Source organism: Kribbella sp. NPDC043289 (assembly GCF_056436705.1).
On record NZ_JBWKCB010000004.1, the window covers coordinates 620,733 to 642,380 of the forward strand.

A 21,648-nucleotide genomic window follows, 5' to 3' on the forward strand; every position below is an offset into this window, starting at 1 on the left:
GCGAAAGGTCGCCCGCATCCTTCGGTGGGATGCGGGCGACCGGTTACTTGCGGCCTGTGGCTGTTTTGCGGGCTTGTAGGGCTGTGGCCAGGTGGGCGTACTGCTCGACGGTGCGGCGGGCGTACTGGTTGTGGTCGCGGATGTGGGGCCACCAGAAGCGGCCGATCTGTTCGTGCATCCAGAGGAAGCCGATCGCGAATCCCATGCTCACCAGGGCACGGAAGGCGAGGAACTTCCACGGTTCCGGCGGCAGCCCCGGCGTACCGGCGACCACCCATTCGGTGACGATCGCGTGTGCCATCAGCGCGAGCGGGAACCCGACCACCCAGTAGATCGCCGCCGGCGCGAACACCCCGGCGGGGACCTTCCCCAGTGCCACGAGGGCGGCGTACCCCGCCCCGAACAGGATCAGCGGTACGCCGAGCCCGAGGCCGGTGAGGGCTGCCCAGCCGATGGGCTGACCGACGAACCCGGCCAGTCCGCCGGCGATCAGCCCGCCCGCCGCGCCGACCGACGCGGCGGGGACGGTGAACTCCGCCAACTGCTTCAGCGAAGCCATCTCAGCCGACCGCCACGCCGAAGCGGAACAGGCAGTAGAACAGCATCCCGAGGTAGAACACCGCGCCGAACCCGATGATCACGTTCCGCACCGGTCCCGGCCGGATGGGCTTCGGCAGCAGCTTGTTGTTCGTCAGCAGCAGCACGATGCAGTACGCGCCCATCGCGAACGTGGACAGGAACGCGAGCGTGTCCAGGATCCCCGCCGGACCGTCGGCCGGACCGAACAGCAGGATCAGGATCCCGAAGAGAATCACGCCCCACAGGAACCCGGCGTACAGCCGCGACATCGAGAACCGTTTGGCGCCCGGCACGAAGTAGTACGTCATGTCCGCCTGGCCGCGGGAGAACGAGTCGAACAGACCGAGGGTCGCGTTCAGCCCGATCAGCGCGATGAAGGCGAAGAACAGCGTGCCGAGGATCGACGAGCCGGCCGACGCGAACGCGTCCGACATCGCCTTCAGCGCCGCTTCCCGGTCACCGCCCTCGATCAGTGAGGCCACGTCCGGGTTCGTCCGGGCCGCCGACATGGCGAGCACGGTGAACGAGATCGTGACCAGCATCGTGATGCCCCAGAAGAGCAGGATGGCGTCGAACGTGACCCACTTGCGCCAGCCCTTCCACTTCGCCATCTCGGCCGGGTCCTCGGTGTCGAACATGAAGCCACGCGACGGCATCGACTCCGCGTCCTCCGAAGCCGAGGCGCGCAGCCCGCGGATCTTCGGGATGTGCGCGCCCATGCCGGCGCCGCTGTCGCGCAGCTGCAGCGTGTACCACATCTGCTGCATCCCGGACGGTCCGGCGAACGCGATCGAGCCGACCACGACCGGGAACCAGGCCGACGTCATCGCCTCGTGTGGGAAGTACCCGAAGGCGAACATCCCGGACAGCGTGCGGCCGAGGTCGTCCCAGCTGCCGACGAGCGCCGCGATCACCGACGTACCGACGACCAGCAGGCCGATCAGCAGACCGAGCAGTTTCTCGAGGAAGTTGTAGATCACCGACAGCAGACTGAACAGCACACCGACGAACACCAGAGCCACGCACGCGGTGACCTGCCACGGTATGCCGGTGATCTCCTCGAAGGCGGCCGCGCCGGCGGACAGATGGCCCGGCCACATGTAGATCAGGATCGCCGCCGCGTAGAAGAACCACATCAGCGGTTTGAAGATCCGGGCCGCGCCGAAGAAGATGCTCTCCCCGGTGGCCATCGCGTACCGCGCCATCTCCAGCAGCACGAACGCCTGCAAGGTGACACCGACCATGAACAACCAGCGGATGTCCGGCCCGAACACCAGGACGAGCCGGGGCCACATGTACGACTCCCCCATCCCCACTCCCAGTGCGACCAGGAAGACGGTCGGACCGAGGATGTGCATGGAGGGTGGTGCGTCCGGAAGTTTCCGGATCGGCATCGGTTCGAGCCTGCCCGCTTTCCAGACCTTCTCGGTCGCTACGGCCGCGGACGGCTCTTCTGGCACTTCTGAGGTCTTGCTCGTGACGTCCAAGGCGGACTCCTTAGATTGACGCCAACTAGCTGACTACCACTCCCCCGCAGACTGCTTCCTCCAATCAACCGAAGATCAACCGAAGATCAACCGCGGCCGAGCGGCCCGGCGTTGCGGGCCCAGCGGTACTTCGCACCGAGGACCTGGACCGGCGTCTCGGTCGTGTACGGGTAGGCGACCACGCCGTGGTCGAACAGGTACCGGCTGGCTTCCTCCACCTCGACGTCGCCGGACAGCGAGGCGACCACCGGCTTGTCGATGCCTTTGGCCCGGAACTCCTCGACCACCTCGGCCACGAGCTTCGCGAACACCATCGGCGGCGTCACGATCGTGTGCCAGTAGCCCAGGATCAGGGAGTGGATCCGCTCGTCGGACAGCCCGAGCGCGATCGTGTTCCGGTACGTCGACGGTGGCTCGCCGCCGGTGATGTCGACCGGGTTGCCGGCCGCCCCGAACGGCGGGATGAACTTCCGGAATGCCTCGTCGAGGTCGGACGGGATGTCCATCAGCGTCAGCCCGGCGTCCACACAGGCATCCGACAGCAGTACGCCGGATCCGCCCGCGCCGGTGATGATCACGACGTTCTCGCCCTGCGGCGTCGGCAGCAGCGGGATCCCCCGGGCGTACTGGAGCATCTCGTTCAGCCCCGGCGCCCGGACCACACCGCTCTGCCGCAGAATGTCGTCGTACACCTTGTCGTTGCCGGCCAGGGCGCCGGTGTGCGAGCTCGCGGCGCGCGCGCCCAGGGAGGTACGACCGGCCTTCAGTACGACGACCGGCTTCTTCTTCGACACCCGGGCTGCCGTCTCGGCGAAGGCCCGGCCGTCCTTCAGGTCCTCAAGGTGCATGGCGATCAGGTTGGTGCTGTCGTCGTTCTCGAAGAACGTGAGGAGGTCATCCTCGTCGATGTCGGCCTTGTTGCCTACCCCAACGATCGCGGAGACGCCCATCCGGCTGGAACGGCTGAACCCGAGGATCGCCATTCCGATGCCTCCGCTCTGTGACGAGAGCGCGACACTGCCCTTGACGTCGTACGGCGTACAGAAGGTCGCGCAGAGGCTCTCGGGCAGGTAGTAGTAGCCGTAGATGTTCGGCCCGAGGATGCGCACGTTGTGCTTGCGGGCGATCGCGACGACCTCGTCCTGCAGCTCCTGCTCACCGGTCTCGGCGAACCCGGACGGGATCAGGATCGCGCCCGCGACGCCCTTCTCGCCGCACTGCTCGAGCGCCCCGCCGACGAACTTGGCCGGCACGGCGAACACGGCGACGTCCACGTCACCCGGTACGTCGAGGATCGAGGCGAACGCCTTGCGGCCGAGGACCTCGCCACCCTTCGGGTTGATCGGGTGGATGTCACCGGCGTACCCGCCGTTGACCAGGTTCTTCATCACCGAGTTGCCGATCTTGCCGTCTTCGTTGGACGCGCCGATCACGGCCACGGCCCGCGGCCGCATGATCCGCGTCATCGCGGCCAGGATCTCCTCGGAGCTGTACCGCTCGACCGGTTTGCCGGCCTCGGCGTCGACGATGATCCGGAAGTCCACCGCGGTCGCACCGTCCGGCCCGGCGAGCACCGGGTTCAGGTCCACTTCGGCGAACTCCGGGAAATCCGTGACGAGGTCCGACAACCGACGTACCAGGTCACCGAGCGCGTCCTTGTCGACCGGTTGCGCGCCGCGGACGCCGTCGAGCATCTCGCGCGCACCGATCCCGTCGATCATCGCCCGCGCCTCGTCGTCACTGAGCGGCGCCAACCGGAAGGTGACGTCCTTCAACACCTCCACGAGTACGCCACCCAGCCCGAACGCCACGACCTTGCCGAACGTCGGGTCGGTGACCGCACCGACGATGACCTCCTGCACGTCACCGCCCGTGACCAGCATCTTCTGCACCTGGACGCCGGTGATCTCGGCGTCGGCCTTGTACGACCGCGCGTTGGCGAGGATCTTGTCGAAGGCGTCCCGCGCCGCGTCCGCGCTGTCGACGCCGACCACCACACCGCCGGCGTCGGTCTTGTGCAGGATGTCCGGCGAGACGATCTTCAGGACGACGGGGAACCCGATCTCGGCAGCGAGACCGGCCGCTGCCTCGGCAGTCGTGGCCAGCCCCTCGCCCGGCGTCGGGATACCGTACGCGTCGCCGACCAGCTTGGCCTCGGGTGCGCTCAGCGAGGTGCGGCCGTCCGCCAGAGCCTGGTCGAGGATGGTCCGGACTGCTGCCTTGTCATAGGTCATGCGGATGCACTCCAATTCGCGAGGGTCAGATCACGCCGGCGGTCTTGAGGTCGTCGAGTTCGCTCGCGTCGATCCCGAGCGCGCCGTAGATGACGGAGTTGTGCTCGCCGAGACCGGGCGAGGTCTCGACCTGGACCGGGGAGTCGGACAGTTTGATCGGGCAGCCGACGGTGTGGAACGTCCCGCGCTGCGGGTGCTCGACCTCGACGACCGCGCCGAGATCGGCGAGCGTCGCGTCCTCGATCAGCTCCCGGGTGGACATGATCGGCCCGCACGGCACGTTCAGCGCGTTGAGCTTGTCCATCACCTCGAACTTGGTGTGCTGCTCGGTCCACTGCTCGATCAGCGCGAACATCTTGTCGAGCTTGCCGAGCCGCGCGGCCGGCGTCGCCCAGTCCGGGTCCTCGGCCAGCTCGGGTTTGCCGATCAGCTCGGCGATCGGCGCCCAGCCCGGCGGCTGCACGATCACGTAGATGTAGTCGTTCGGGCCGCCCGGCGCGCAGCGCAGCGCCCAGCCGGGCTGCCCGCCACCGGACGCGTTGCCGGAGCGTGGAACCTCGTCGCCGAAGTTGTCGTTCGGGTACTCGCGCAGCGCTCCGTGGGTCAACCGTTGCTGGTCACGCAGCTTGACCCGGGTGAGGTTCAGGACTGCTTCCTGCATCGCCACGGTCACCCGCTGGCCGGTGCCGGTGTTCGTCCGTTGGAGCAGTGCGGCGAGGATGCCGGCGACCAGGTGGATCCCGGTGCCCGAGTCGCCGATCTGCGCCCCGGTCGCCGTCGGCGGTCCGTCCTCGAACCCCGTCGTACTCATCGCGCCGCCCATCGCCTGGGCGACCACCTCGTAGGCCTTGAAGTTCTCGTAGCGGCCGGGGCCGAAACCCTTGATCGAGGCGAAGACCAGGCGCGGGTTGAGTTCCTGCAGGCGTTCCCAGGTGAAACCCATCCGGTCGATCGCGCCGGGGGCGAAGTTCTCCACCAGGACGTCGGAGTTCTTGACCAGGTCGGTGAAGATCTCCTTGCCGCGGTCGGACTTCATGTTCAGCGTGATGCTGCGCTTGTTGCAGTTCAGCATCGTGAAGTAGAGGCTGTCGACGTCCGGGAGGTCGCGCAGCTGCTGGCGGGTGATGTCGCCGGTCGGGGCCTCGAGCTTGATCACGTCGGCGCCGAGCCAGGCGAGGATCTGGGTGCAGGACGGTCCGGACTGCACGTGCGTCATGTCGAGAACACGGACACCTTCGAGGGCCCTGGTCATTGGGCCTCCCGGCCTGGACTGAGGAGCGGAGGGAGCGAAGCGACTGGAGTGACGAGGGAAGGCCGGGAGTTACAGCCCAATGACCCGCCGCGCCGGAGGCGTGGCATTAGTACCGTCATGCTGGGTCCCCTTACTTGTACATGGTCTGGTTCATGGTTCCGGGGGCGTACGCGTCTGGGTCGACCCAGACGTTGATCAGTGACGGCAGACCCGATTCGCGAGCGCGCAGGAGCGCCGGCCCGATGTCCTTCGGGTCGCGAACCTCCTCGCCGTGCCCGCCGAGCATCCGGGCGAACTCGTCGTACTTGACGTCGCCGAGGGTGTTGCCGATCCGGCCGCGGTCGTGGCCGTACTTCGCTTCCTGGCCGTAGCGGATCTGGTTCATCGAGGAGTTGTTGCCGACCACACCGACGAACGGCAGGTTGAACCGCACCAGCGTCTCGAAGTCCCAGCCGGTCAGCGAGAACGCGCCGTCGCCGAACAATGCGACCACTTCCTTGTCCGGTCGCGCGTACTTCGCCGCGAGCACGAACGGGATCCCGACGCCGAGCGTGCCGAGCGGTCCCGGATCCATCCAGTGACCGGGCGACTTCGGCTGCACGACGCCACCGGAGAACGTGACGATGTCGCCGCCGTCGCCGATGTAGATCGAGTCCTCGGTGAGGAACTCGTTGATCTCGTGCGCGAGCCGCAGCGGGTGGATCGGGTTCGCGTCCGACAACTGCCGCGGCAGCCGCTTCTGGTACGCCGCGTTCTCCTCGGCCCGCAACTCGGCGAACCAGGCCTTGCGATCCGTCTTCTGCAACCGGCCGGACGCCGCCTGGGCGACAGCGGCGAGGATCGCACCCGGGTCACCGACCAGGCCGAGGTCGATGTCGCGGTTCTTGCCGACGGTGCGGTAGTCGAGGTCGATCTGGACGACGGTGGCGCTCTTCGGGAGCCGGCGCCCGTACCCCATCCGGAAGTCGAACGGCGTGCCGACGATCAGAATCAGGTCGGCGTTGTTGAACCCGTACCGCCGCGACAGGTGGAAGTGGTGCGGATCGCCGGGCGGCAGCGTGCCGCGGGCGGATCCGTTCATGAACGTCGGGATGTCGAGGGTCCGGACGAAGTCGACGGCCGCCTGACTGCCGCGCGACGTCCACACCTGCGAGCCGAGCAGTACGACGGGCTTCTCGGCGCGCACGAGCAGGTCGGCCAGCGCCTCCACGCTCGCGGGGTCGCCGATGCTCTTCGTCGACGCCCGGTAGTGGCCGGCCTCGGGAACCGTCGCGGATTCGACCGGCACCGAGTTGTCCAGGATGTCCCGCGGGATCTCCAGGAACGACGGACCGGGCGCGCCGTTGTAGCACTCACGGAACGCCATCGACACCATGTCGGCGGCGCGCGCGGTGTGCGGCACGGTCGCGGCGAACTTGGTGATCGGAGTCATCATGTCGACGTGCGGCAGGTCCTGCAGGGACCCCATCTTGTGCTGGTTCAGCGCGCCCTGCCCGCCGATGAGCAGCATCGGGCTCTCGGCGCGGAACGCGTTCGCGACCCCGGTGACCGCATCCGTCGTACCGGGGCCGGCGGTGACGACCGCGCAGCCGGGCTTGCCGGTGACCCGCGCGTACCCGTCGGCCGCGTGCGCGGCGACCTGCTCGTGGCGGACGTCCACGACCGCGATGCCCTCGTCGACGCAGCCGTCGTAGATGTCGATGATGTGACCGCCGCAGAGCGTGAAGATCACGTCGATTCCCTCGGCCTTCAAGGCCTTCGCGACAAGGTGACCACCTGAAATGGTCTCCGGCTCCGTGACTTCGGCGACGGGTTGGGTCTCCGACACTGTCTGCGCCATCTGCAGTCATCTCCTCGGAAGGGCCGGGATCCGGCTTGAGTGTAGATTGCATACCGTATGGTGTAGTCGTAGTCTTATCCCAGGCGACAGCGGTTGTCCAGAGCTCGGCACCAGGAGGCTGCGATGACGATTTCCGACGAACTCGACCGGACCCGCACCGCACTGCTCACGCTGGAGAAATCCCTTATGGCGTTGAGGAACCGGCTCGGTCCGCATCTCGACGTACTGCGGCTGCTGGACGATCTGGAACGCTGCACGGCCGACCTCCGCCGGCTCGAGCAGCAGGTCCGCGCTCCCCGTCGGCAGGAGCTCGTCACGATCCCGGACGGCGACTACGACCACGACTTCTGGGCGGAAGCCGAGCACGAGGGACTGGGCCGTACGGCGCCCTGAAGGCACTGCTTCAGCAAGGTCCGCAGCCGTACGTCGCGGTCACCGCCCGCAACTCGCGCGGTGACCGCGACTGCTTCCGCCGCCTGCTCCGTGGCGACGAACGTCCGGTAGAACGGCTCGCTCCACCCGAACCGCTCGAGTACCGGAAACCACCATCGCGCCGCTCCCCCGGGCCGCTCTTCCTGGCGCAGGAAATACAGCGCGGTCTGATGCGCCGCCGCCAACCGTGACCGCTCATCACCGGTCAGCTCGCCACTGGCGACCGCGGTCGACACGCACAGGGCGACCAGCCGCGCCGATGCTTCGAAACCCACACAGGTCGTGTCGAGAAACTGCGGCGCCAGCGGTAGCAGTTCGCGTCGACCGGACGAGCTGCTGTGATCGTGCGCCGCTCGAGCCACCGAACTCAGGACCGGATGCACGCAGGCGGGCCGATCCGTCCACGGTTCCCGCGCCAGCCGGGACACCAACTCCATCACGCACGGATCCGGCCGCTGGATCTTCCCGTAGCCGTTCACTCGCCCGCCACCGGAGTCCCGAGCTGATGCCGTACGGGCAGCGCCGGCCTTCCTGGTTGTTTGAGCAGCCGCACGCTCAAGGCCGTGAGTACGCCGAGTAGTCCGGCGCCGATGAACAACGGTCGATAACCGACTGTCGCTATCACCGACGCGGCGACGCCGATGCCGACCAGGCCGCCGGCAGCCTTCGCGGAGTACAGGATCGCCTGGTTCTGGAGCAGGCTGTTCTCGCCGAAGAACTCGAGGACGAGGTTGGCCATGATCGCGTAGAACGCGCCGCCGCCGAGCCCGGCGAACATCGCGCACACCACGAACGCCCATCCCGCACCGGCCGTCACCAGCCCGACGTGGGCGAATCCTTCGATCATCAGGACCGCAGCCAGCACGCGGCGCCGGCCGAAGCTGTCGGACAGGTGACCCGCGAACGACCGCCCGAATCCGTTGACCGCGGCAAGCATCCCGGCGGCGAACGCGGCGATCCCCATCCCCAGTCCGGCACTCACCGCATAGCTGACCACGAACGCGATCCCGAGCAGCGACAGCGCCGCACTAATTGCCAGCAGCAACCACATCAACGGGAGCGCGCCGGTCCGCAGAGCCTCGCCGGGACGATACTGGCGTACGGCGGGTGCATTGTGCGGAATGCTGCGGTTCAGTTTGCGGTCGATCGCCCACGCCTGCGCGTCGAGCTCCGCGGGCCACCAGTACCGCGGCGGGTCCTTCAGCAACCTGCCCGCGACCAGCACGACCAGCACCGCCACCAGAGCGGTCAGGTCGAAGACTGTCCCCAGATGCGCGGGGAAGATCGCGAGCAGCGCGATGCTCGGTACGGCGCCGACCGCGAAGCCACCGGTGACGAATCCGATCGTGGCGGTCCGCCGCTCGGGGAACCATCGCGCCGACGTGGTGATGCACGCGGCGTACACGAGACCGGCTCCAGTTCCGCCGAGCAGTGCGTAGCCGATGACGAGCAGGAGATAGCTGTTCGCGTGCGCGAGCGTCGCGAGTCCGACGGCGGCCAGCGCTCCGCCCAGGACGACCAGTTGCGTCGGCGAGGCACGTCGTACCCGCTGGGCCCAGGCCGCTGGGATCGCGACGAGCGCTTGGCAGGCGACGAAGATCGCGAGCAGCCAGAGTGTCCGCGCGGCACCCCAGCCGCGGTCGAGGCCGAGGGCGGCGGTACCGAACGAGTACTGCAACGTGCTGATCGCGGCCATGCACGCCCAGGCCGCCCAGAGCTGCCAGCGCCGGGGGTGACCGGTCAGGTCACGGGCGTCCTCACCGATCCGGTACCGCCGGCCGTAGACGTCACGCACGTCCCGGGGCGTGGGCATCACGTGATTCATGTCGCCTCCTGACTACTGCATACCGTATTAGATCTACATGAGATCTGTGGTACCCCTCCTTGGCCGGAGCTGTCCAGACCTGAGGCGTTGCGACTGACACTTGTTCGCAGATTGCATACCGAATACAGTCGGCACTACACACTCAGGGAGGCGACGTGGACCTGATGGAGTACCAAGCCAAGGAACTGTTCGCCCGGCGCGGCGTCCCGGTGACGCTCGGCCGGGTGATCGAGGATGCGGCCGATGCCGCAGCGGCCGCCGCTGAGCTCGGCGGCCGGGTGGTCGTGAAGGCGCAGGTCAAGACCGGCGGCCGCGGCAAGGCCGGCGGCGTGAAGCTGGCCGCTAACCCGGACGAGGCGGTGACGACGGCCGGCGCGATCCTCGGGATGGACATCAAGGGCCACACCGTGCGGCGCGTGCTGCTCGCACCGGCCGCGGACATCGCCGAGGAGTACTACCTGTCCTTCCTGGTCGATCGGGCGAACCGCGAGTACCTGTGCATCGCCAGCACCGAGGGCGGTGTCGAGATCGAAGAGGTCGCGCACACGAACCCGGACGCGATCGCGAAGGTGACGGTCGATCCGGTCGTCGGCGTGGACGAGGCGAAGGCCGCCGAGATCGTGACCGCGGCGGGCTTCCCGGAAGCCGCGGCCCCGGTCGTGCAGCGGCTGTGGGAAGTGTTCATCGCCGAGGACGCGTCGCTGGTCGAGGTGAACCCGCTGGTCAAGCTCGCCGACGGGTCGCTGGAGGCGCTCGACGGCAAGGTGACGCTGGACGACAACGCGGCGTACCGGTATCCGGATCACGCGGCCTTCGACGACAAGGCGGCCGCGGATCCACTCGAGGCGGCCGCGCACGCGAAGGGCCTGAACTACGTGAAACTCGACGGCTCGGTCGGCATCATCGGCAACGGCGCGGGCCTGGTGATGTCCACCCTCGACGTGGTCGCGTACGCCGGTGCGTCGGACGGCGTGAAACCGGCGAACTTCCTCGACATCGGAGGTGGTGCGAGCGCCGAGGTGATGGCCAACGGGCTCGGGATCATCCTGTCCGATCCGCAGGTGCAGAGCGTGTTCGTGAACGTCTTCGGCGGGATCACCGCCTGCGACGCGGTCTCGAACGGCATCGTGCAGGCCCTCGAACTACTCGGCGACCAGGCCGACAAACCGCTCGTCGTCCGACTGGACGGCAACAACGTCGACGCGGGCCGCAAGATCCTTGCCCAGGCCAACCATCCGCTGGTGACCGTGGCCGACACGATGGATGACGCGGCAGCTCTGGCCGCGGCGAAGGGAGCGTAGGAAGTGGCGATCTTCCTGACCGAGAAGAGCCGGGTCGTCGTGCAGGGGATGACCGGGTCCGAGGGACAGAAGCACACCAGCCGGATGCTTGCTGCCGGCACCACCGTGGTCGGCGGCGTGACCCCGGGCAAGAGCGGCCAGTCGGTCGACTTCGCGAAACGATCGATCCCGGTGTACGGGTCCTGCGCCGACGCGGTGCAGGCGACCGGTGCCGACGTCTCGGTGGTGTTCGTGCCGCCGCGGTTCACCCGCGGGGCCGTCATCGAGGCCGTCGACGCGGGGATCCCGCTGGTCGTGGTGATCACCGAGGGCGTCCCGGTGCACGACACCGCGGCCTTCTTCGCTCACGCCCAAGCGAACGGCACCCGGGTGATCGGCCCGAACTGCCCGGGGATCATCACGCCAGGACAGTCGAATGCGGGCATCATTCCCGCGGACATCGCGGGTCCCGGCCGGATCGGTCTGGTGTCGAAGTCGGGCACGCTGACTTACCAGATGATGTACGAGTTGCGGGACTTCGGGTTCTCCACCGCGATCGGGATCGGCGGTGACCCGATCATCGGGACCACGCACATCGACGCGCTGCAGGCGTTCCAGGACGACCCGGACACCGACGCGATCGTGATGATCGGTGAGATCGGTGGTGACGCCGAGGAGCGAGCGGCCGCGTTCATCAAGGAGAACGTGACCAAGCCGGTCGTCGGGTACGTCGCGGGCTTCACCGCGCCGGAGGGCAAGACCATGGGCCACGCGGGCGCGATCGTGTCCGGCTCGTCCGGTACGGCGGCCGCGAAGCAGGAGGCCCTGGAAGCGGCCGGGGTCCGCGTCGGCAAGACCCCTACCGAGACCGCAGCCCTGCTGCGAGCAACGCTCGTACCGCTGGGTGGTTAAACCCTGCGCCGGCGTGGAGGGGCGGTGCTGAGGCGGATGACGAGTTCAGTGGGTACGGCGATCGGCGCGGGCGGCGGCTCGTCGGTCCTGATCTCCGCGATCAGGGTGTCGACGCTGCGGTGGCCGATCTCCGCGAACGTCTGCCGGACGGTGGTGAGCGGCGGCCAGAAGTGCGCCGCTTCCTCCATGTCGTCGAAGCCGACCACGCTGACCTCGTCCGGCACCGCGCGGCCGCACTCGTGCAGCGCCCGCAGCAGACCGAGGGCCATTTGGTCGTTGGCCACGAACACCGCGGTGACGTTCGCGTTCGCCGCGAGCTGACACCCCACCTCGTAGCCGGAGGTCGATGACCAGTCCCCGTGAAGCACCGGCGGAACGTGCCGGCTGTGCTCGAGCAACGTCTCCTCCCAAGCCTGCCGTCGCCGTTCCGCGGCGAACGACGTCCGCGGTCCCCCGAGATGCCACACCGTCTCGTGCCCCAGCGCGAGCAGGTGCTCGGTGGCCAGCCGCGCGCCCTGGTTCTGATCCGCGTCGACCATCGGGTAGCCGTGGTGCACGCTCGCATCCACCACCACCACCGGTAGCCCAGTCGGCAGATGTACGTCGTCCAGCACGTGCGCCTCATTGAGTACGACGACACCGTCGACCGCCTGCTCACTGAGCCGGCTGAACGCATCGGTGACCGCACGCTGACTGGCCTCGAGGACCGGGCGCAGGTTCACCGAGTACCCCCGCGCGGTCGCTGCCGCGGCGATTGCGTCGAGCGTGCGCGTCGTACCGAATGTGGACAGCTCGAAGACGACCACGCCGATGCTGTGAAACTCACCGCTGCGCAGGGCGCGGGCGGCGCCGTTCGGGCGGTAGCCGAGCTGCCGCATCGCGTCCTGGACGCGGGCGCGGGTGGCCGCGTCGACGTTCTGCCGGCCGTTCGCGACGCGGGACACGGTCTGCCCGGACACCCCGGCCAGCCGCGCAACGTCGGCCATCGACGGACCTCGCCGCCGGCGTCCTACAGTTCCCTCCACCTGTCCGCTGCCTGGCACTGCTGCCACCTCCCGTGGCTCGCAGTCTAGACATGTTTGCGTCAACACATCGGTTGTTCGGCGAGCCGGAGCGGAGTGGAAAGGGGTGGAACAGGTGGACCCGGCGTCGCTGTCGCCGAGCCCACCTGGGTTCAGACGCCGACCTTCGTGGCGAGCAGGTCGGCGACCGCGTGCACGGCGCGCAGCGTCGGGGCCTTGGTGCCAGTGAGGTCCGCGAGCTCGACGACAGCGGCGAGGATCACGTCGAGTTCGAGCGGCTTGTCCTTCTCCAGGTCCTGCAGCATCGACGTCTTGTGCCCGCCGACGCGTTCGGCGCCGTCCAGCCGCTTGTCCACCGAGATGTCCGGGTGGCACCCGAGAGCGGCCGCGATCTCCAGCGACTCCTCCATCATCATTCGGACCATCTGCCGGGTGCCCTGGTGCGTCGCGATCTCCACCATCGTTGCCCGGGCCAACGCACTGATCGGGTTGAACGCCGCGTTGCCGAGCAGCTTGATCCAGATGTCGTTGCGGATGTCGTCCTCGACCGGACACTTCAGTCCGCCGGCGATCATCGCCGTACTGAATTCTTCACACCGCGGTGACGGACCGCCCGCGGGTTCGCCGATCGAGAATCGCGTGCCTTCCAGGTGTTGTACGACGCCTGGACCGGCCAGCTCGGTCGAGCAGTAGACGACGCAACCGATGGCGCGGTCGAGGTCGAGCACCTGAGTGACGGCACCACCTGGGTCGACAGATTCGATCCGGCGGCCTTCGTACGGGCCCTTCAGACCGTGGAAGTACCACCACGGGATGCCGTTCTGCGCCGCGACCACGACCGTGCGGTCGTGCAGCAGTGGCGCGAGCAACGGGCCGGCACTCGCGTACGAGTTCGCCTTGAGTCCGAGGAAGACGCAGTCGACCGGGCCGATCTCGGCCGGGTCGTCGGTGGCCGGCGTCCGGGCCGTGAAGTCGCCGCGCGGGCTGCGCACGACGACACCGTCGGACCGGATCGCTTGCAGGTGCGCGCCACGGGCCACGAGGTGGACCTCGGTGCCACCACGGTGCAGTGCCGCGCCGACGTACGCACCGATCGCACCGGCGCCGAGAACCGCAACTCTCATAGGGGTCCCTGCCTTCCCGGATCGCTTGGTATACGGGATACAGTAGGCTGGAGCCAGAATGCGGTCAAGATCACATCAGGCGGTAAGCGCTCGCCAGAAAAAGTTCCGCGACGACCGATGAATCAGGGCCCACTCGTCGGTATCTACCTGCGTAAGCACTCAATCGAAGGAGAAGGAACCATGGGCCACGTCATCGTCACCTCGTTCGTCAGCATGGACGGCGTCGTCACCGACCCGGACGGCTCCGGCGGCACCGCTGCCGGCGGCTGGGCCTTCCGGCACGGGCCGGAGACCCACGGCGGCGACAAGTTCCGGCTCGGCGAGCTGATGGACACCGGGGTACTGCTGCTCGGCAAGGACACCTGGCAGCTGTTCAGCAAGCTCTGGCCGAACCGCACCGACGATTTCTCCACCCGGATGAACAAGATGGCCAAGGTGGTCGCGTCGCACTCGCTGACCGACCTCTCGGCCTTCCCGAACTCGACTCTGATGGAAGGCACGCTGGCCGACTACGTGCGGTCGGAGCCGCGGACCATCGCGGTCACCGGCAGCTTCACCGTGACCCGCGCTTTGCAGGCCGCCGACCTCGTCGACGAGTACCGGCTGATGACGCTGCCGTCGATCGTCGGCGCCGGCGAGAAGTTGTTCGGGCCGTCGGGCGCACCGGTGCACCTGAAGCTCGCCTCGGTGGTCCAGACGGGCGCCGCGTCGCTCGCCACCTACGTGCGCCCCTGAGGCACGATGGTGCAGTGACCTGGCCGGCGATGGTGTGGATCGGTGGAGCCCCCGGCGCGGGGAAGTCGACGATTGCCCGGGGGCTCGCGCGGCGCAGTGACCTGCCGCTGCACCCGATCGACCTGTGGACCTACGCGCACCTGGACCGGTTGCCACCGCTGCGGCCGCTGGCGGAGGACCTCGCCAAGGGACCGGAGTACGCCGCTGACGCGTTCGTCCGGAGCTCGCGGTTGCGGCTCGAGCTGGTGGCGCAGGATGTCCAGGAGCGCGCGCTGGGCGACGTACCTGCGTTGGTGGAGGGTCCGCAGCTCTTCCCGTCGATGGCGGACGGGGTCGACGCGGCAGTGTGGTTGGTGCCGGACGCTGAGCAGACCCGGCGGGCTCGGGAGGAACGGCTGGCGCGGGCTGAGGACCCTGCGGGTCGCGCCCGACTGGAGGCCCTGCTGGCGCGGGACGCCCTACTGGCTGAGCTGGTACGACGGGAGGCCGCAGAGTGTGGGCGGCTGGTTATAGAGGTGGCAGCCGAGCCGGACTGGGCAGGTGTCGGTCGAGCGGTCGAGAACGCACTGGGGGCACTGCCGCGGCTGCGGGCGGGTGCCGAGCTGAGTCGGCAGCGGCGGTACGAGAACGAGGCGGCGTGCCGGCAGGGGCGGTTGTGGCAGGCGGACATCGGGCTGGCCGAGCTGCCGCCGTACCCGTTCGCGTGTGAGTGCGGGACATCCGGGTGCGTCGCGACCTGGTCGGGGACGCCCGACGAGATTCGCCGTGGGAATGGGTGGCTGGTGGTGCATTCCGCGTGCTAAAGTTTCCGACCGATGCAGTTTTGCAGTTCCACGTTCGTTTTCGAAGCGCCCGCGGATATGTGATCCGCGGGCGTTTCGGCATCTCAGGAGTAGACATGGCTTTGGGAACAGTGAAGTGGTTCAACGGCGAGAAGGGCTTCGGCTTCATCTCCCAGGAGGACGGCGGTGCCGACGTGTTCGTGCACTACTCGGCGATCCAGACCCAGGGCTTCCGCTCCCTGGACGAGAACCAGCGGGTCGAGTTCGAGATCGCTCAGGGCCCGAAGGGCCTGCAGGCGGAGAACGTTCGCCCCGTCTGAGCTGAAGCGATGACAGGCCCGGGTCACTCCGGGCCTGTCATCCACAGGGACTCACCGTCGTCCAGCACATCGGTGCGGTGAAGTCCTACTGCCGTCGCGACAGCGGCTGATGCGGTGTGGTCCGGATGGATGTGCGCAACCATCCGGACGATTTTTTGTGCCCGCAGCCAGGTGACCAGTCCCTGCGCTGCCTCTTTCGCAAAGCCCTGGCCCTGCCAGGCGGTGCCGATGACCCACGCGATTTCCGCCGTACCTCCGGTGACGGTCGCCTGGACGTAGCCGACGAGCTCACCGTCGTACTCGAGCACCCAGTTCAGCCACTGCTCGTCCGGACGGTCCGGCCCGGCCACCTGCCGGCGGTAGCGCGCCTCCAGTACGTCGGCACTCGGTGGCTCCCCGCCGGTGAACGAGTACAGGCCAGGGTCGGAGAGCACCTTCGCCATCGCTGCGGCGTACTCGACCTGGAGCGGGAGCATGGTCAGGCGGTCTGTCGCGATCACCGGGCAACGGTAGTGCCGTTTGCCGGTCCGGCAACAAGAGGTAGGCCGCGCTCTCCCCGGGGACGAGACTGTCGACATGATCGAGATCGATTGGGGCGGAGAGGCCGGGCGCCTGCGTGCGTCGGCCGCGGGTGAGGCCGACTGGAACGCGGAAGTGGCCGGCCGCCTGGTGCGGGACGGCGACAAGGTCGTGGCGGACGTCGGCTGCGGTGGCGGCGGGATGGCCAAGGCGTTGGCCGAGGCGTTGCCTGGTGCGACCGTGGTGGCGATCGACGCGGATCCCGACGTACTGGCGCAGGCGCGGGAGCACACCGCGGAGCTCGTTCGGTGCGAGCTGGCGTCCATGGACGACGGTGCGGAGCCGTTGCGCCAGGCAATCGACGCGCCGGCCGACCTGGTGTGGGCCTCCGCCTCAGTGCACCACGCTGCCGACCAGCAGGCCGCAGTGAACGCGCTGGCGTCACTGCTCGGCCCTGGTGGCCGGTTGGCGCTCGCTGAGGGCGGACTGCCGGCTCGGCACCTGCCGTGGGAGCTGGGGGTCGGTGAGCCCGGGCTGGAGCTGCGTCTGGACCTCGCGCAGGACAGGTGGTTCAAGGCGATGCGGGACTCGCTGCCGGGGTCGGTGCCGCTGCCGTACGGGTGGACCGAGGCGCTGACTCGGGCTGGGCTGACAGAGGTGACCACGCGGAGCGTGCTGAGCGAAACGCCGGCGCCGCTGTCACCGGAGCGGCTGGATGGCGTCGTACAGGGGTTCCAGAGCCGGATCGAGCGGCTGACCGGTACGGGACACGGGCATGGGCACGGTCATGGGCACGTGGTCGCTACCGATGAGGAGTGGTTGAGTCCTGAGGACGTCGACACCTGGCGGCAATTACTGGACCCGGAAGGACCGTATTACCTCGGACGGCGTGTAGACCTCGCCGTACTGTCCGTGCGGAGCGTCCATCTTGGGCACGCGCCGCGCTGACTGGGCACGCCGTCGCGGGACTGTCGGCGGCTCACCGTAAGGTGGTTGCCCATGAACGACCGGCTGGTGTGGATCGACTGCGAGATGACCGGCCTCGACCTGGCGAACGATGCCCTGATCGAGGTCGCGGTGCTGGTCACCGACTACGAACTGAACGTGCTCGGCGACGGGATCGACCTGGTGATCGCGCCGCCCCCGGCCGCGCTCGAACAGATGGGTGACTTCGTCCGCGACATGCACACCGCGTCCGGGCTGCTCGAAGAGCTCGCGACCGGCATCCCGCTCGCCGACGCCGAACAACAGGTGCTCGACTTCATCACGGGGTACGTCAAAGAGCCCCGCAAGGCCGCCCTCGCCGGCAACTCCGTCGGCACCGACCGGACCTTCCTCGTCCGCGACATGCCGCTCGTCGAATCGCACCTGCACTACCGCAACGTCGACGTCAGCTCCATCAAGGAACTCGTTCGCCGGTGGTACCCGCGCGTCTACTACGCCACCCCCGCCAAGAGCGGCAACCACCGGGCGCTCGCCGACATCAGCGAGAGCATCGACGAACTGCGGTACTACCGGGAAACCGTGTTCGTGCCGCGACCCGGCCCCGACTCCAACACCGCCCGGGCCGCCGCCAGCCTCATCAGCACCGCGATCGAGGACACCCCAACAGGCTCCTGACCTGCGGATCCACCCTCGATTTCAGGTCCCGACAGTTCATCGCTATGATTGCTCAGCCGTCGCGATTCGGGCGGCAATGGTGGGTGTAGCTCAGCTGGTAGAGCACCTGGTTGTGGTCCAGGTGGTCGCGGGTTCAAGTCCCGTCACTCACCCGAAGTCGAGGGCGACTCGTGTCTGCGGAGAGCGCAGAGCGGGTCGCCTTCGGCATTTTGTGCGGCTGCGCTTCGCTTGCCGCCGGCGGGGGCTCCGCCACCCGCACCCCCTTGCGCCTTCGCTTCGCTCGGCTCCCCGGCTGGCGTTGCTTTGCGGCTCTCCGGTTGGGGTTCTGTCGCGTGGGAGGATGCTTCGGTGAAGGCCTCTGGGAGCATGTGGTTCGGGTATGGCGTGGTGCTTCTGGTCACGTTTGTGGTGGGGTTCTTGGCGTTCGCCGTTTGGGTGCTTTCCAAGGTGTTCTGAGGTTGGGTGTGATCTGACGTGCCTGTCGATGCGTCACTTGGGGCAGAGGCATCGACGAGAGGGTGCGGATGAGGTCTACCGATGAGTTCGAGGAGTTTGCGCGGGCTTCTGTGGGGCGGCTGTATCGGACTGCTTGGTTGCTGGTGGGGGATCGGCATCACGCTGAGGATCTGGTGCAGGACACGCTCGCGAATCTGCTGAAGGTGTGGCATCGGGTGGAGAACCCGGGGGCGTATGCGCGGACCGCGATGGTGCGGACGTACATCTCGCAGCGGCGGCGGAAGAGTTGGTCGGAGCGGCCGACGGAGACGTTGCCCGAGGTGGTGGAACGGGCCGGGGATCCGGAGCTGCGGCTGGCGTTGCAGAGCGCTCTGAGCGAGCTGGCGCCGCTGGATCGGGCTGTGCTGGTGCTGCGGTTCTTCGAAGATCGCAGCGTCGAGCAAGTGGCGCTCGATCTCGGCAAGAACACCAGTGCGATCACCACTCGCACCGCCCGCGCCCTGGACCGCCTCCGCGCGGTCCTCGGTGAGGGTGCCGCCCAGCTGATCGCGCACTGACCCGAGGAGAACCCATGAACACCCAACTCACCGACCTGATGCAGAAGGCCACCGAGAACCTCGAGCCGGTCACACCCGACCTGCTCGAACGCAGCGTCACCCAGGGGCTTCGGCTGCGCCGCCGGCGTACGGCGCTGCGCACCGCGTCCGGCGCCGGAGCCGTGCTCGCCACCGCCGGCCTGATCGCGGGCGGGCTCCACGTGTTCGGCTCCCCCGTGGACACTGCGGTCGCCGGCACCCCGGCCCCGCTCACCAAGCCGTCGACCCAGCCGTCGGTCAAGCCGAAGCCCAGCGCCAAGCCGGTCGGGGTGACTCCGAAGCAGACGCTGGCCACGCTCAAGTCCCTGCTCGAGGCACCCGGCCGGACGTTCTCGGCGCCCGAGACCTGGGGTGGCGGCGACTACGCCGGTGCCGCGTACGTCGTCAACGACGGCCACGGCGCCGCCCGCGTCGACGTGATGATCTCCGGCGGCGGCGAACAGAACCCGTGCCGCCCCGCCCGCCAGGGCTGCACGACCCTGCCCGACGGCTCGGTCCTGTTCACCTCCAAGGAGTCCCCGGAGTACTCCGACAGCCGCCAGGCGCAGTACAGCGTCGTCAGCAACCTCGTCGTCCTGTACCGACACGACGGCCGCAACATCAACGTCACCAGCTACAACGGCCCGGCGGAGAAGGGCAAGCAGCACACCCGCCCCACGCCCATCCTCTCTGTCGCCGACCTCACCACCCTGGCGAAGAGCAACGCGTGGAAGCTCCCGTCGGCAAAGGCCGGCAAGTAGCTCACCGGCGGACGAAGCGGACAGCGTCCGCGACGACGTAGCCAGTGGGGGTGTCGGTGAGGGTCGCCGAGGCGGCGAGACCGGCTGAGAAGGTCTAAGTGCCCAAGCTCAGCCACTCGCCGCCACGGGGTCCGGAGCACCCTACGAATTATCGGGCGTGTTACTTCACTGCGAGGACGCCGTGGGTCACGAGCTCGACCCCGATCTTCTCGTCGTCGGTCAGCGTCTGGCGGGCCACGATCATCCCGAAACCGGAGTGCGCGACCACCAGGCCGCCCGCGATCTGCAGCGCGGGCAGGCCGATCCCCAGGCCTTCCAGTACGAGCGTCCCGAGCAGCGCGAACACGGTCAGGATGCCGAACACGTAGACACCTGTCAGCACCGCTTGCCGCCGGATGGCGGTCCGGCCGACGCCCTGCGTCAGACCTGCGAAGGTGGCCAGCGCACCGATCGGATTCATGATCGGCAACAATGCAGCCAACGCCGCAACCGCAACGTGTACGGGCTCCACGGACGGGAGCGTACACGGCCCAGAGAGGACACTTGCCGTGCGCTACGAGGTCACTGCTGCCGACACCGCGGTCGCCGTGGGCAGCGGCGACGTCGACGTCCTCGCCACGCCTCGCCTCATCACCTGGCTGGAGCACGCCACCACCCAGCTCGCCCAGCGCCACCTCGGCCCCGGCCAGACCTCGGTCGGTACGGCGGTGCGCATCCGCCACCGGCTACCGACGCGGGTCGGCGACACCGTGGACATCGTCGCGGACGACCCCGAGGTCGACGGCCGGCACCTGCGCTTCCAGGTGCGCGCCACGAACTCGGCCGGTCAGCTCGTCGCGGACGGCGAACTGGAGCGCGTCCTGGTCGACCGCGAACGCTTCCTCGCGAATGTGCCCTAGACCGGAGGCTCGACGTACCAGCGGGGCAGTTGGCCCGGCTCGAGGTTGGTGAGGTCGCCGGGGCGCGAGAGCGTGAGGATCGCCTGCTGGATCTCCGGCCGCGCGTTCAGCGCGTCCTCGATCGCGTACAGCCGGGCCGCGACCTCGGACTCCACATCGTTCCCGACGACGTCCACCGCGGCGACCAGGAAGATCCGGTCCGCGCCGACCCACTCCATGTGCAGGAACGTGACCCGCTCGATGTCCTGGTGATCGAGCAGCGCCCGCAAGGCCCGGTTGCGGGCCAGCGGTGTCACCGCCTCGCCGGTGAGGAAGTCCATGTTCCGGCTGATCAGGAACAGGGCGACCACGCCGAGCAGGATGCCGACGACGATCGAACCGATCGCGTCCCAGGCCGCGTTGCCGGTGAGCTGGTGGAGCAGGATCGCGACGGTCGCGATCAGGATGCCGATCAGTGCGGACAGGTCCTCCACGAACACCGCCCGGAGCACCGGGTTCGACGTGAGTCGCACGTACCGCCAGGGCCGCAGCATCCGCTCGAGCGCGCCGGCCTTCGTCTGCCGCAGCGCCTGCGCGAACGAGATCGCCTCGAGCACGAACGAGACGCCGAGCACGGCGTACGCCCAGCCGTACGACGTACTCTCCGCCTCACCGTGCTGCAGCGACTGGATGCCGTGCCAGACCGAGACCGCGGCACCCACCGTGAACAGTCCGAAGGCGGCGAACATCGACCAGATGTAACCGACCCGGCCGTACCCGAGTGGGTGCGTGCGGTCGGCGGGTTTGCGCGCCCGGCGCTCGCCGACCAGCAGGAAGATCTCGTTGCCCGTGTCCGCCCAGGAGTGCGCCGACTCGGCCGCCATCGACGCCGACCCGGTGATCACCGCGACCACGGTCTTGGCGACGGCGATCAGCAGGTTCGCGGTGAGCGCGACCAGGACGGTCAGCAGGCTCTCGCCGCCGTCTGCGTCATCGGAGCTGCTCACAGTCGAAC

Annotated in this window: 23 protein-coding genes and 1 tRNA gene; 12 read left to right on the plus strand and 12 right to left on the minus strand. The window is 68.3% G+C overall.

The window, feature by feature from the left end; genetic code table 11:
* Positions 1-43: 43 nt before the first annotated feature.
* The 5 genes from AC0662_RS27345 to AC0662_RS27365 form a co-directional block, all read right to left on the minus strand.
* Positions 44-559, minus strand: a complete 516-nt coding sequence (locus AC0662_RS27345) for a hypothetical protein (RefSeq protein ID WP_478304161.1) — start codon at positions 557-559, stop codon at positions 44-46.
* A 1-nt stretch (position 560) separates the two neighbouring features.
* Positions 561-2,066, minus strand: coding sequence for an Nramp family divalent metal transporter (locus AC0662_RS27350; protein WP_452195546.1), 1,506 nt, complete (start codon positions 2,064-2,066; stop codon positions 561-563).
* Between the two features lie 86 nt (positions 2,067-2,152).
* The gene (locus AC0662_RS27355; RefSeq protein WP_478304163.1) at positions 2,153-4,300 is read right to left on the minus strand and encodes an acetate--CoA ligase family protein; all 2,148 of its coding nucleotides are present in this window, start codon (positions 4,298-4,300) and stop codon (positions 2,153-2,155) included.
* A 25-nt stretch (positions 4,301-4,325) separates the two neighbouring features.
* Positions 4,326-5,552, minus strand: a complete 1,227-nt coding sequence (gene frc / locus AC0662_RS27360) for a formyl-CoA transferase (protein ID WP_478304165.1) — start codon at positions 5,550-5,552, stop codon at positions 4,326-4,328.
* Positions 5,553-5,682: 130 nt separating this feature from the next.
* Positions 5,683-7,392, minus strand: coding sequence for a thiamine pyrophosphate-binding protein (locus AC0662_RS27365; RefSeq protein ID WP_478304167.1), 1,710 nt, complete (start codon positions 7,390-7,392; stop codon positions 5,683-5,685).
* 123 nt (positions 7,393-7,515) lie between these two features.
* Between AC0662_RS27365 and AC0662_RS27370 the strand changes: the two genes are divergently transcribed.
* The gene (locus AC0662_RS27370; protein WP_478304169.1) at positions 7,516-7,785 is read left to right on the plus strand and encodes a hypothetical protein; all 270 of its coding nucleotides are present in this window, start codon (positions 7,516-7,518) and stop codon (positions 7,783-7,785) included.
* Here AC0662_RS27370 and AC0662_RS27375 read toward each other — a convergent pair.
* Together AC0662_RS27375 and AC0662_RS27380 are read right to left on the minus strand one after the other, a co-directional pair.
* Positions 7,725-8,303: a tellurite resistance TerB family protein gene (locus AC0662_RS27375; RefSeq protein WP_478304171.1), complete on the minus strand. Its 579-nt coding sequence runs from the start codon at positions 8,301-8,303 to the stop codon at positions 7,725-7,727. The two genes, AC0662_RS27370 and AC0662_RS27375, sit on opposite strands and share 61 nt — an antisense overlap.
* A complete protein-coding gene (locus AC0662_RS27380) occupies positions 8,300-9,649 on the minus strand; it encodes an OFA family MFS transporter (protein ID WP_478304173.1) in 1,350 nt (449 codons plus the stop codon). The genes AC0662_RS27375 and AC0662_RS27380 overlap by 4 nt, the downstream gene beginning before the upstream one ends.
* Positions 9,650-9,804: 155 nt before the next feature.
* On the opposite strand from AC0662_RS27380, the gene sucC reads away from it, so the two are divergent.
* Both sucC and sucD read left to right on the plus strand, forming a co-directional pair.
* Positions 9,805-10,950, plus strand: a complete 1,146-nt coding sequence (gene sucC, locus AC0662_RS27385; protein ID WP_478304175.1) for an ADP-forming succinate--CoA ligase subunit beta — start codon at positions 9,805-9,807, stop codon at positions 10,948-10,950.
* 3 nt (positions 10,951-10,953) lie between these two features.
* On the plus strand, positions 10,954-11,841 hold the full coding sequence (gene sucD / locus AC0662_RS27390; RefSeq protein WP_478304177.1) for a succinate--CoA ligase subunit alpha: 888 nt from the start codon (positions 10,954-10,956) through the stop codon (positions 11,839-11,841).
* Here the strand turns inward: sucD and AC0662_RS27395 are convergent.
* A complete protein-coding gene (locus tag AC0662_RS27395) occupies positions 11,838-12,827 on the minus strand; it encodes a LacI family DNA-binding transcriptional regulator (RefSeq protein WP_452195531.1) in 990 nt (329 codons plus the stop codon). The two genes, sucD and AC0662_RS27395, sit on opposite strands and share 4 nt — an antisense overlap.
* Before the next feature lie 188 nt (positions 12,828-13,015).
* Positions 13,016-13,987, minus strand: coding sequence for a 2-dehydropantoate 2-reductase (locus tag AC0662_RS27400; protein WP_478304179.1), 972 nt, complete (start codon positions 13,985-13,987; stop codon positions 13,016-13,018).
* Positions 13,988-14,167: 180 nt separating this feature from the next.
* Here AC0662_RS27400 and AC0662_RS27405 point away from each other — a divergent pair, with 180 nt between their 5' ends.
* From AC0662_RS27405 to AC0662_RS27415, 3 genes are all read left to right on the plus strand, one after another.
* Positions 14,168-14,722 carry a dihydrofolate reductase family protein gene (locus AC0662_RS27405; RefSeq protein WP_478304181.1) on the plus strand — a complete coding sequence of 185 codons (555 nt, stop codon included), beginning with the start codon at positions 14,168-14,170 and terminating at the stop codon, positions 14,720-14,722.
* Positions 14,723-14,736: 14 nt separating this feature from the next.
* Positions 14,737-15,525 carry a hypothetical protein gene (locus tag AC0662_RS27410; protein ID WP_452195525.1) on the plus strand — a complete coding sequence of 263 codons (789 nt, stop codon included), beginning with the start codon at positions 14,737-14,739 and terminating at the stop codon, positions 15,523-15,525.
* A 95-nt stretch (positions 15,526-15,620) separates the two neighbouring features.
* Positions 15,621-15,824, plus strand: coding sequence for a cold-shock protein (locus AC0662_RS27415; protein WP_130381366.1), 204 nt, complete (start codon positions 15,621-15,623; stop codon positions 15,822-15,824).
* A 23-nt stretch (positions 15,825-15,847) separates the two neighbouring features.
* Here the strand turns inward: AC0662_RS27415 and AC0662_RS27420 are convergent, their stop codons facing one another.
* Positions 15,848-16,324, minus strand: coding sequence for a GNAT family N-acetyltransferase (locus AC0662_RS27420; RefSeq protein WP_452195523.1), 477 nt, complete (start codon positions 16,322-16,324; stop codon positions 15,848-15,850).
* 76 nt (positions 16,325-16,400) lie between these two features.
* Here AC0662_RS27420 and AC0662_RS27425 point away from each other — a divergent pair, with 76 nt between their 5' ends.
* From AC0662_RS27425 to AC0662_RS27445, 5 genes are all read left to right on the plus strand, one after another.
* Positions 16,401-17,291 (plus strand): class I SAM-dependent methyltransferase, encoded by an 891-nt coding sequence (locus tag AC0662_RS27425; RefSeq protein ID WP_452195521.1) that lies wholly within the window; start codon positions 16,401-16,403, stop codon positions 17,289-17,291.
* A 51-nt stretch (positions 17,292-17,342) separates the two neighbouring features.
* Complete coding sequence (gene orn / locus AC0662_RS27430; protein WP_452195519.1) at positions 17,343-17,963, plus strand: oligoribonuclease; 621 nt, start codon at positions 17,343-17,345, stop codon at positions 17,961-17,963.
* Between the two features lie 79 nt (positions 17,964-18,042).
* Positions 18,043-18,115, plus strand: a tRNA-His gene (locus tag AC0662_RS27435).
* A gap of 372 nt (positions 18,116-18,487) precedes the next feature.
* A complete protein-coding gene (locus AC0662_RS27440) occupies positions 18,488-18,976 on the plus strand; it encodes a SigE family RNA polymerase sigma factor (RefSeq protein WP_452195517.1) in 489 nt (162 codons plus the stop codon).
* A gap of 14 nt (positions 18,977-18,990) precedes the next feature.
* Entirely contained in the window at positions 18,991-19,755 is a 765-nt protein-coding gene (locus AC0662_RS27445; RefSeq protein WP_452195515.1) for a hypothetical protein, read from the plus strand.
* Between the two features lie 160 nt (positions 19,756-19,915).
* On the opposite strand, the gene AC0662_RS27450 is transcribed toward AC0662_RS27445, so the two are convergent.
* On the minus strand, positions 19,916-20,266 hold the full coding sequence (locus AC0662_RS27450; RefSeq protein WP_452195513.1) for a MarC family protein: 351 nt from the start codon (positions 20,264-20,266) through the stop codon (positions 19,916-19,918).
* A gap of 37 nt (positions 20,267-20,303) precedes the next feature.
* On the opposite strand from AC0662_RS27450, the gene AC0662_RS27455 reads away from it, so the two are divergent.
* Positions 20,304-20,654 carry a thioesterase family protein gene (locus AC0662_RS27455; protein WP_452195512.1) on the plus strand — a complete coding sequence of 117 codons (351 nt, stop codon included), beginning with the start codon at positions 20,304-20,306 and terminating at the stop codon, positions 20,652-20,654.
* Here the strand turns inward: AC0662_RS27455 and AC0662_RS27460 are convergent.
* Positions 20,651-21,640, minus strand: coding sequence for a cation diffusion facilitator family transporter (locus AC0662_RS27460; RefSeq protein WP_452195511.1), 990 nt, complete (start codon positions 21,638-21,640; stop codon positions 20,651-20,653). The two genes, AC0662_RS27455 and AC0662_RS27460, sit on opposite strands and share 4 nt — an antisense overlap.
* Positions 21,641-21,648 lie beyond the last annotated feature (8 nt).

Coding starts and splice junctions, on each gene's coding strand:
- AC0662_RS27370 (WP_478304169.1), top strand. CDS start 7,516: ATGACGATTTCCGACGAACTCGACCGGACCCGCACCGCACTGCTCACG.
- AC0662_RS27365 (WP_478304167.1), bottom strand. CDS start 7,392: ATGGCGCAGACAGTGTCGGAGACCCAACCCGTCGCCGAAGTCACGGAG.
- AC0662_RS27425 (WP_452195521.1), top strand. CDS start 16,401: ATGATCGAGATCGATTGGGGCGGAGAGGCCGGGCGCCTGCGTGCGTCG.
- AC0662_RS27400 (WP_478304179.1), bottom strand. CDS start 13,987: ATGAGAGTTGCGGTTCTCGGCGCCGGTGCGATCGGTGCGTACGTCGGC.
- AC0662_RS27345 (WP_478304161.1), bottom strand. CDS start 559: ATGGCTTCGCTGAAGCAGTTGGCGGAGTTCACCGTCCCCGCCGCGTCG.
- AC0662_RS27395 (WP_452195531.1), bottom strand. CDS start 12,827: ATGGCCGACGTTGCGCGGCTGGCCGGGGTGTCCGGGCAGACCGTGTCC.
- AC0662_RS27380 (WP_478304173.1), bottom strand. CDS start 9,649: ATGAATCACGTGATGCCCACGCCCCGGGACGTGCGTGACGTCTACGGC.
- frc (WP_478304165.1), bottom strand. CDS start 5,552: ATGACCAGGGCCCTCGAAGGTGTCCGTGTTCTCGACATGACGCACGTG.
- AC0662_RS27415 (WP_130381366.1), top strand. CDS start 15,621: ATGGCTTTGGGAACAGTGAAGTGGTTCAACGGCGAGAAGGGCTTCGGC.
- AC0662_RS27405 (WP_478304181.1), top strand. CDS start 14,168: ATGGGCCACGTCATCGTCACCTCGTTCGTCAGCATGGACGGCGTCGTC.
- orn (WP_452195519.1), top strand. CDS start 17,343: ATGAACGACCGGCTGGTGTGGATCGACTGCGAGATGACCGGCCTCGAC.
- AC0662_RS27355 (WP_478304163.1), bottom strand. CDS start 4,300: ATGACCTATGACAAGGCAGCAGTCCGGACCATCCTCGACCAGGCTCTG.
- AC0662_RS27440 (WP_452195517.1), top strand. CDS start 18,488: ATGAGGTCTACCGATGAGTTCGAGGAGTTTGCGCGGGCTTCTGTGGGG.
- AC0662_RS27445 (WP_452195515.1), top strand. CDS start 18,991: ATGAACACCCAACTCACCGACCTGATGCAGAAGGCCACCGAGAACCTC.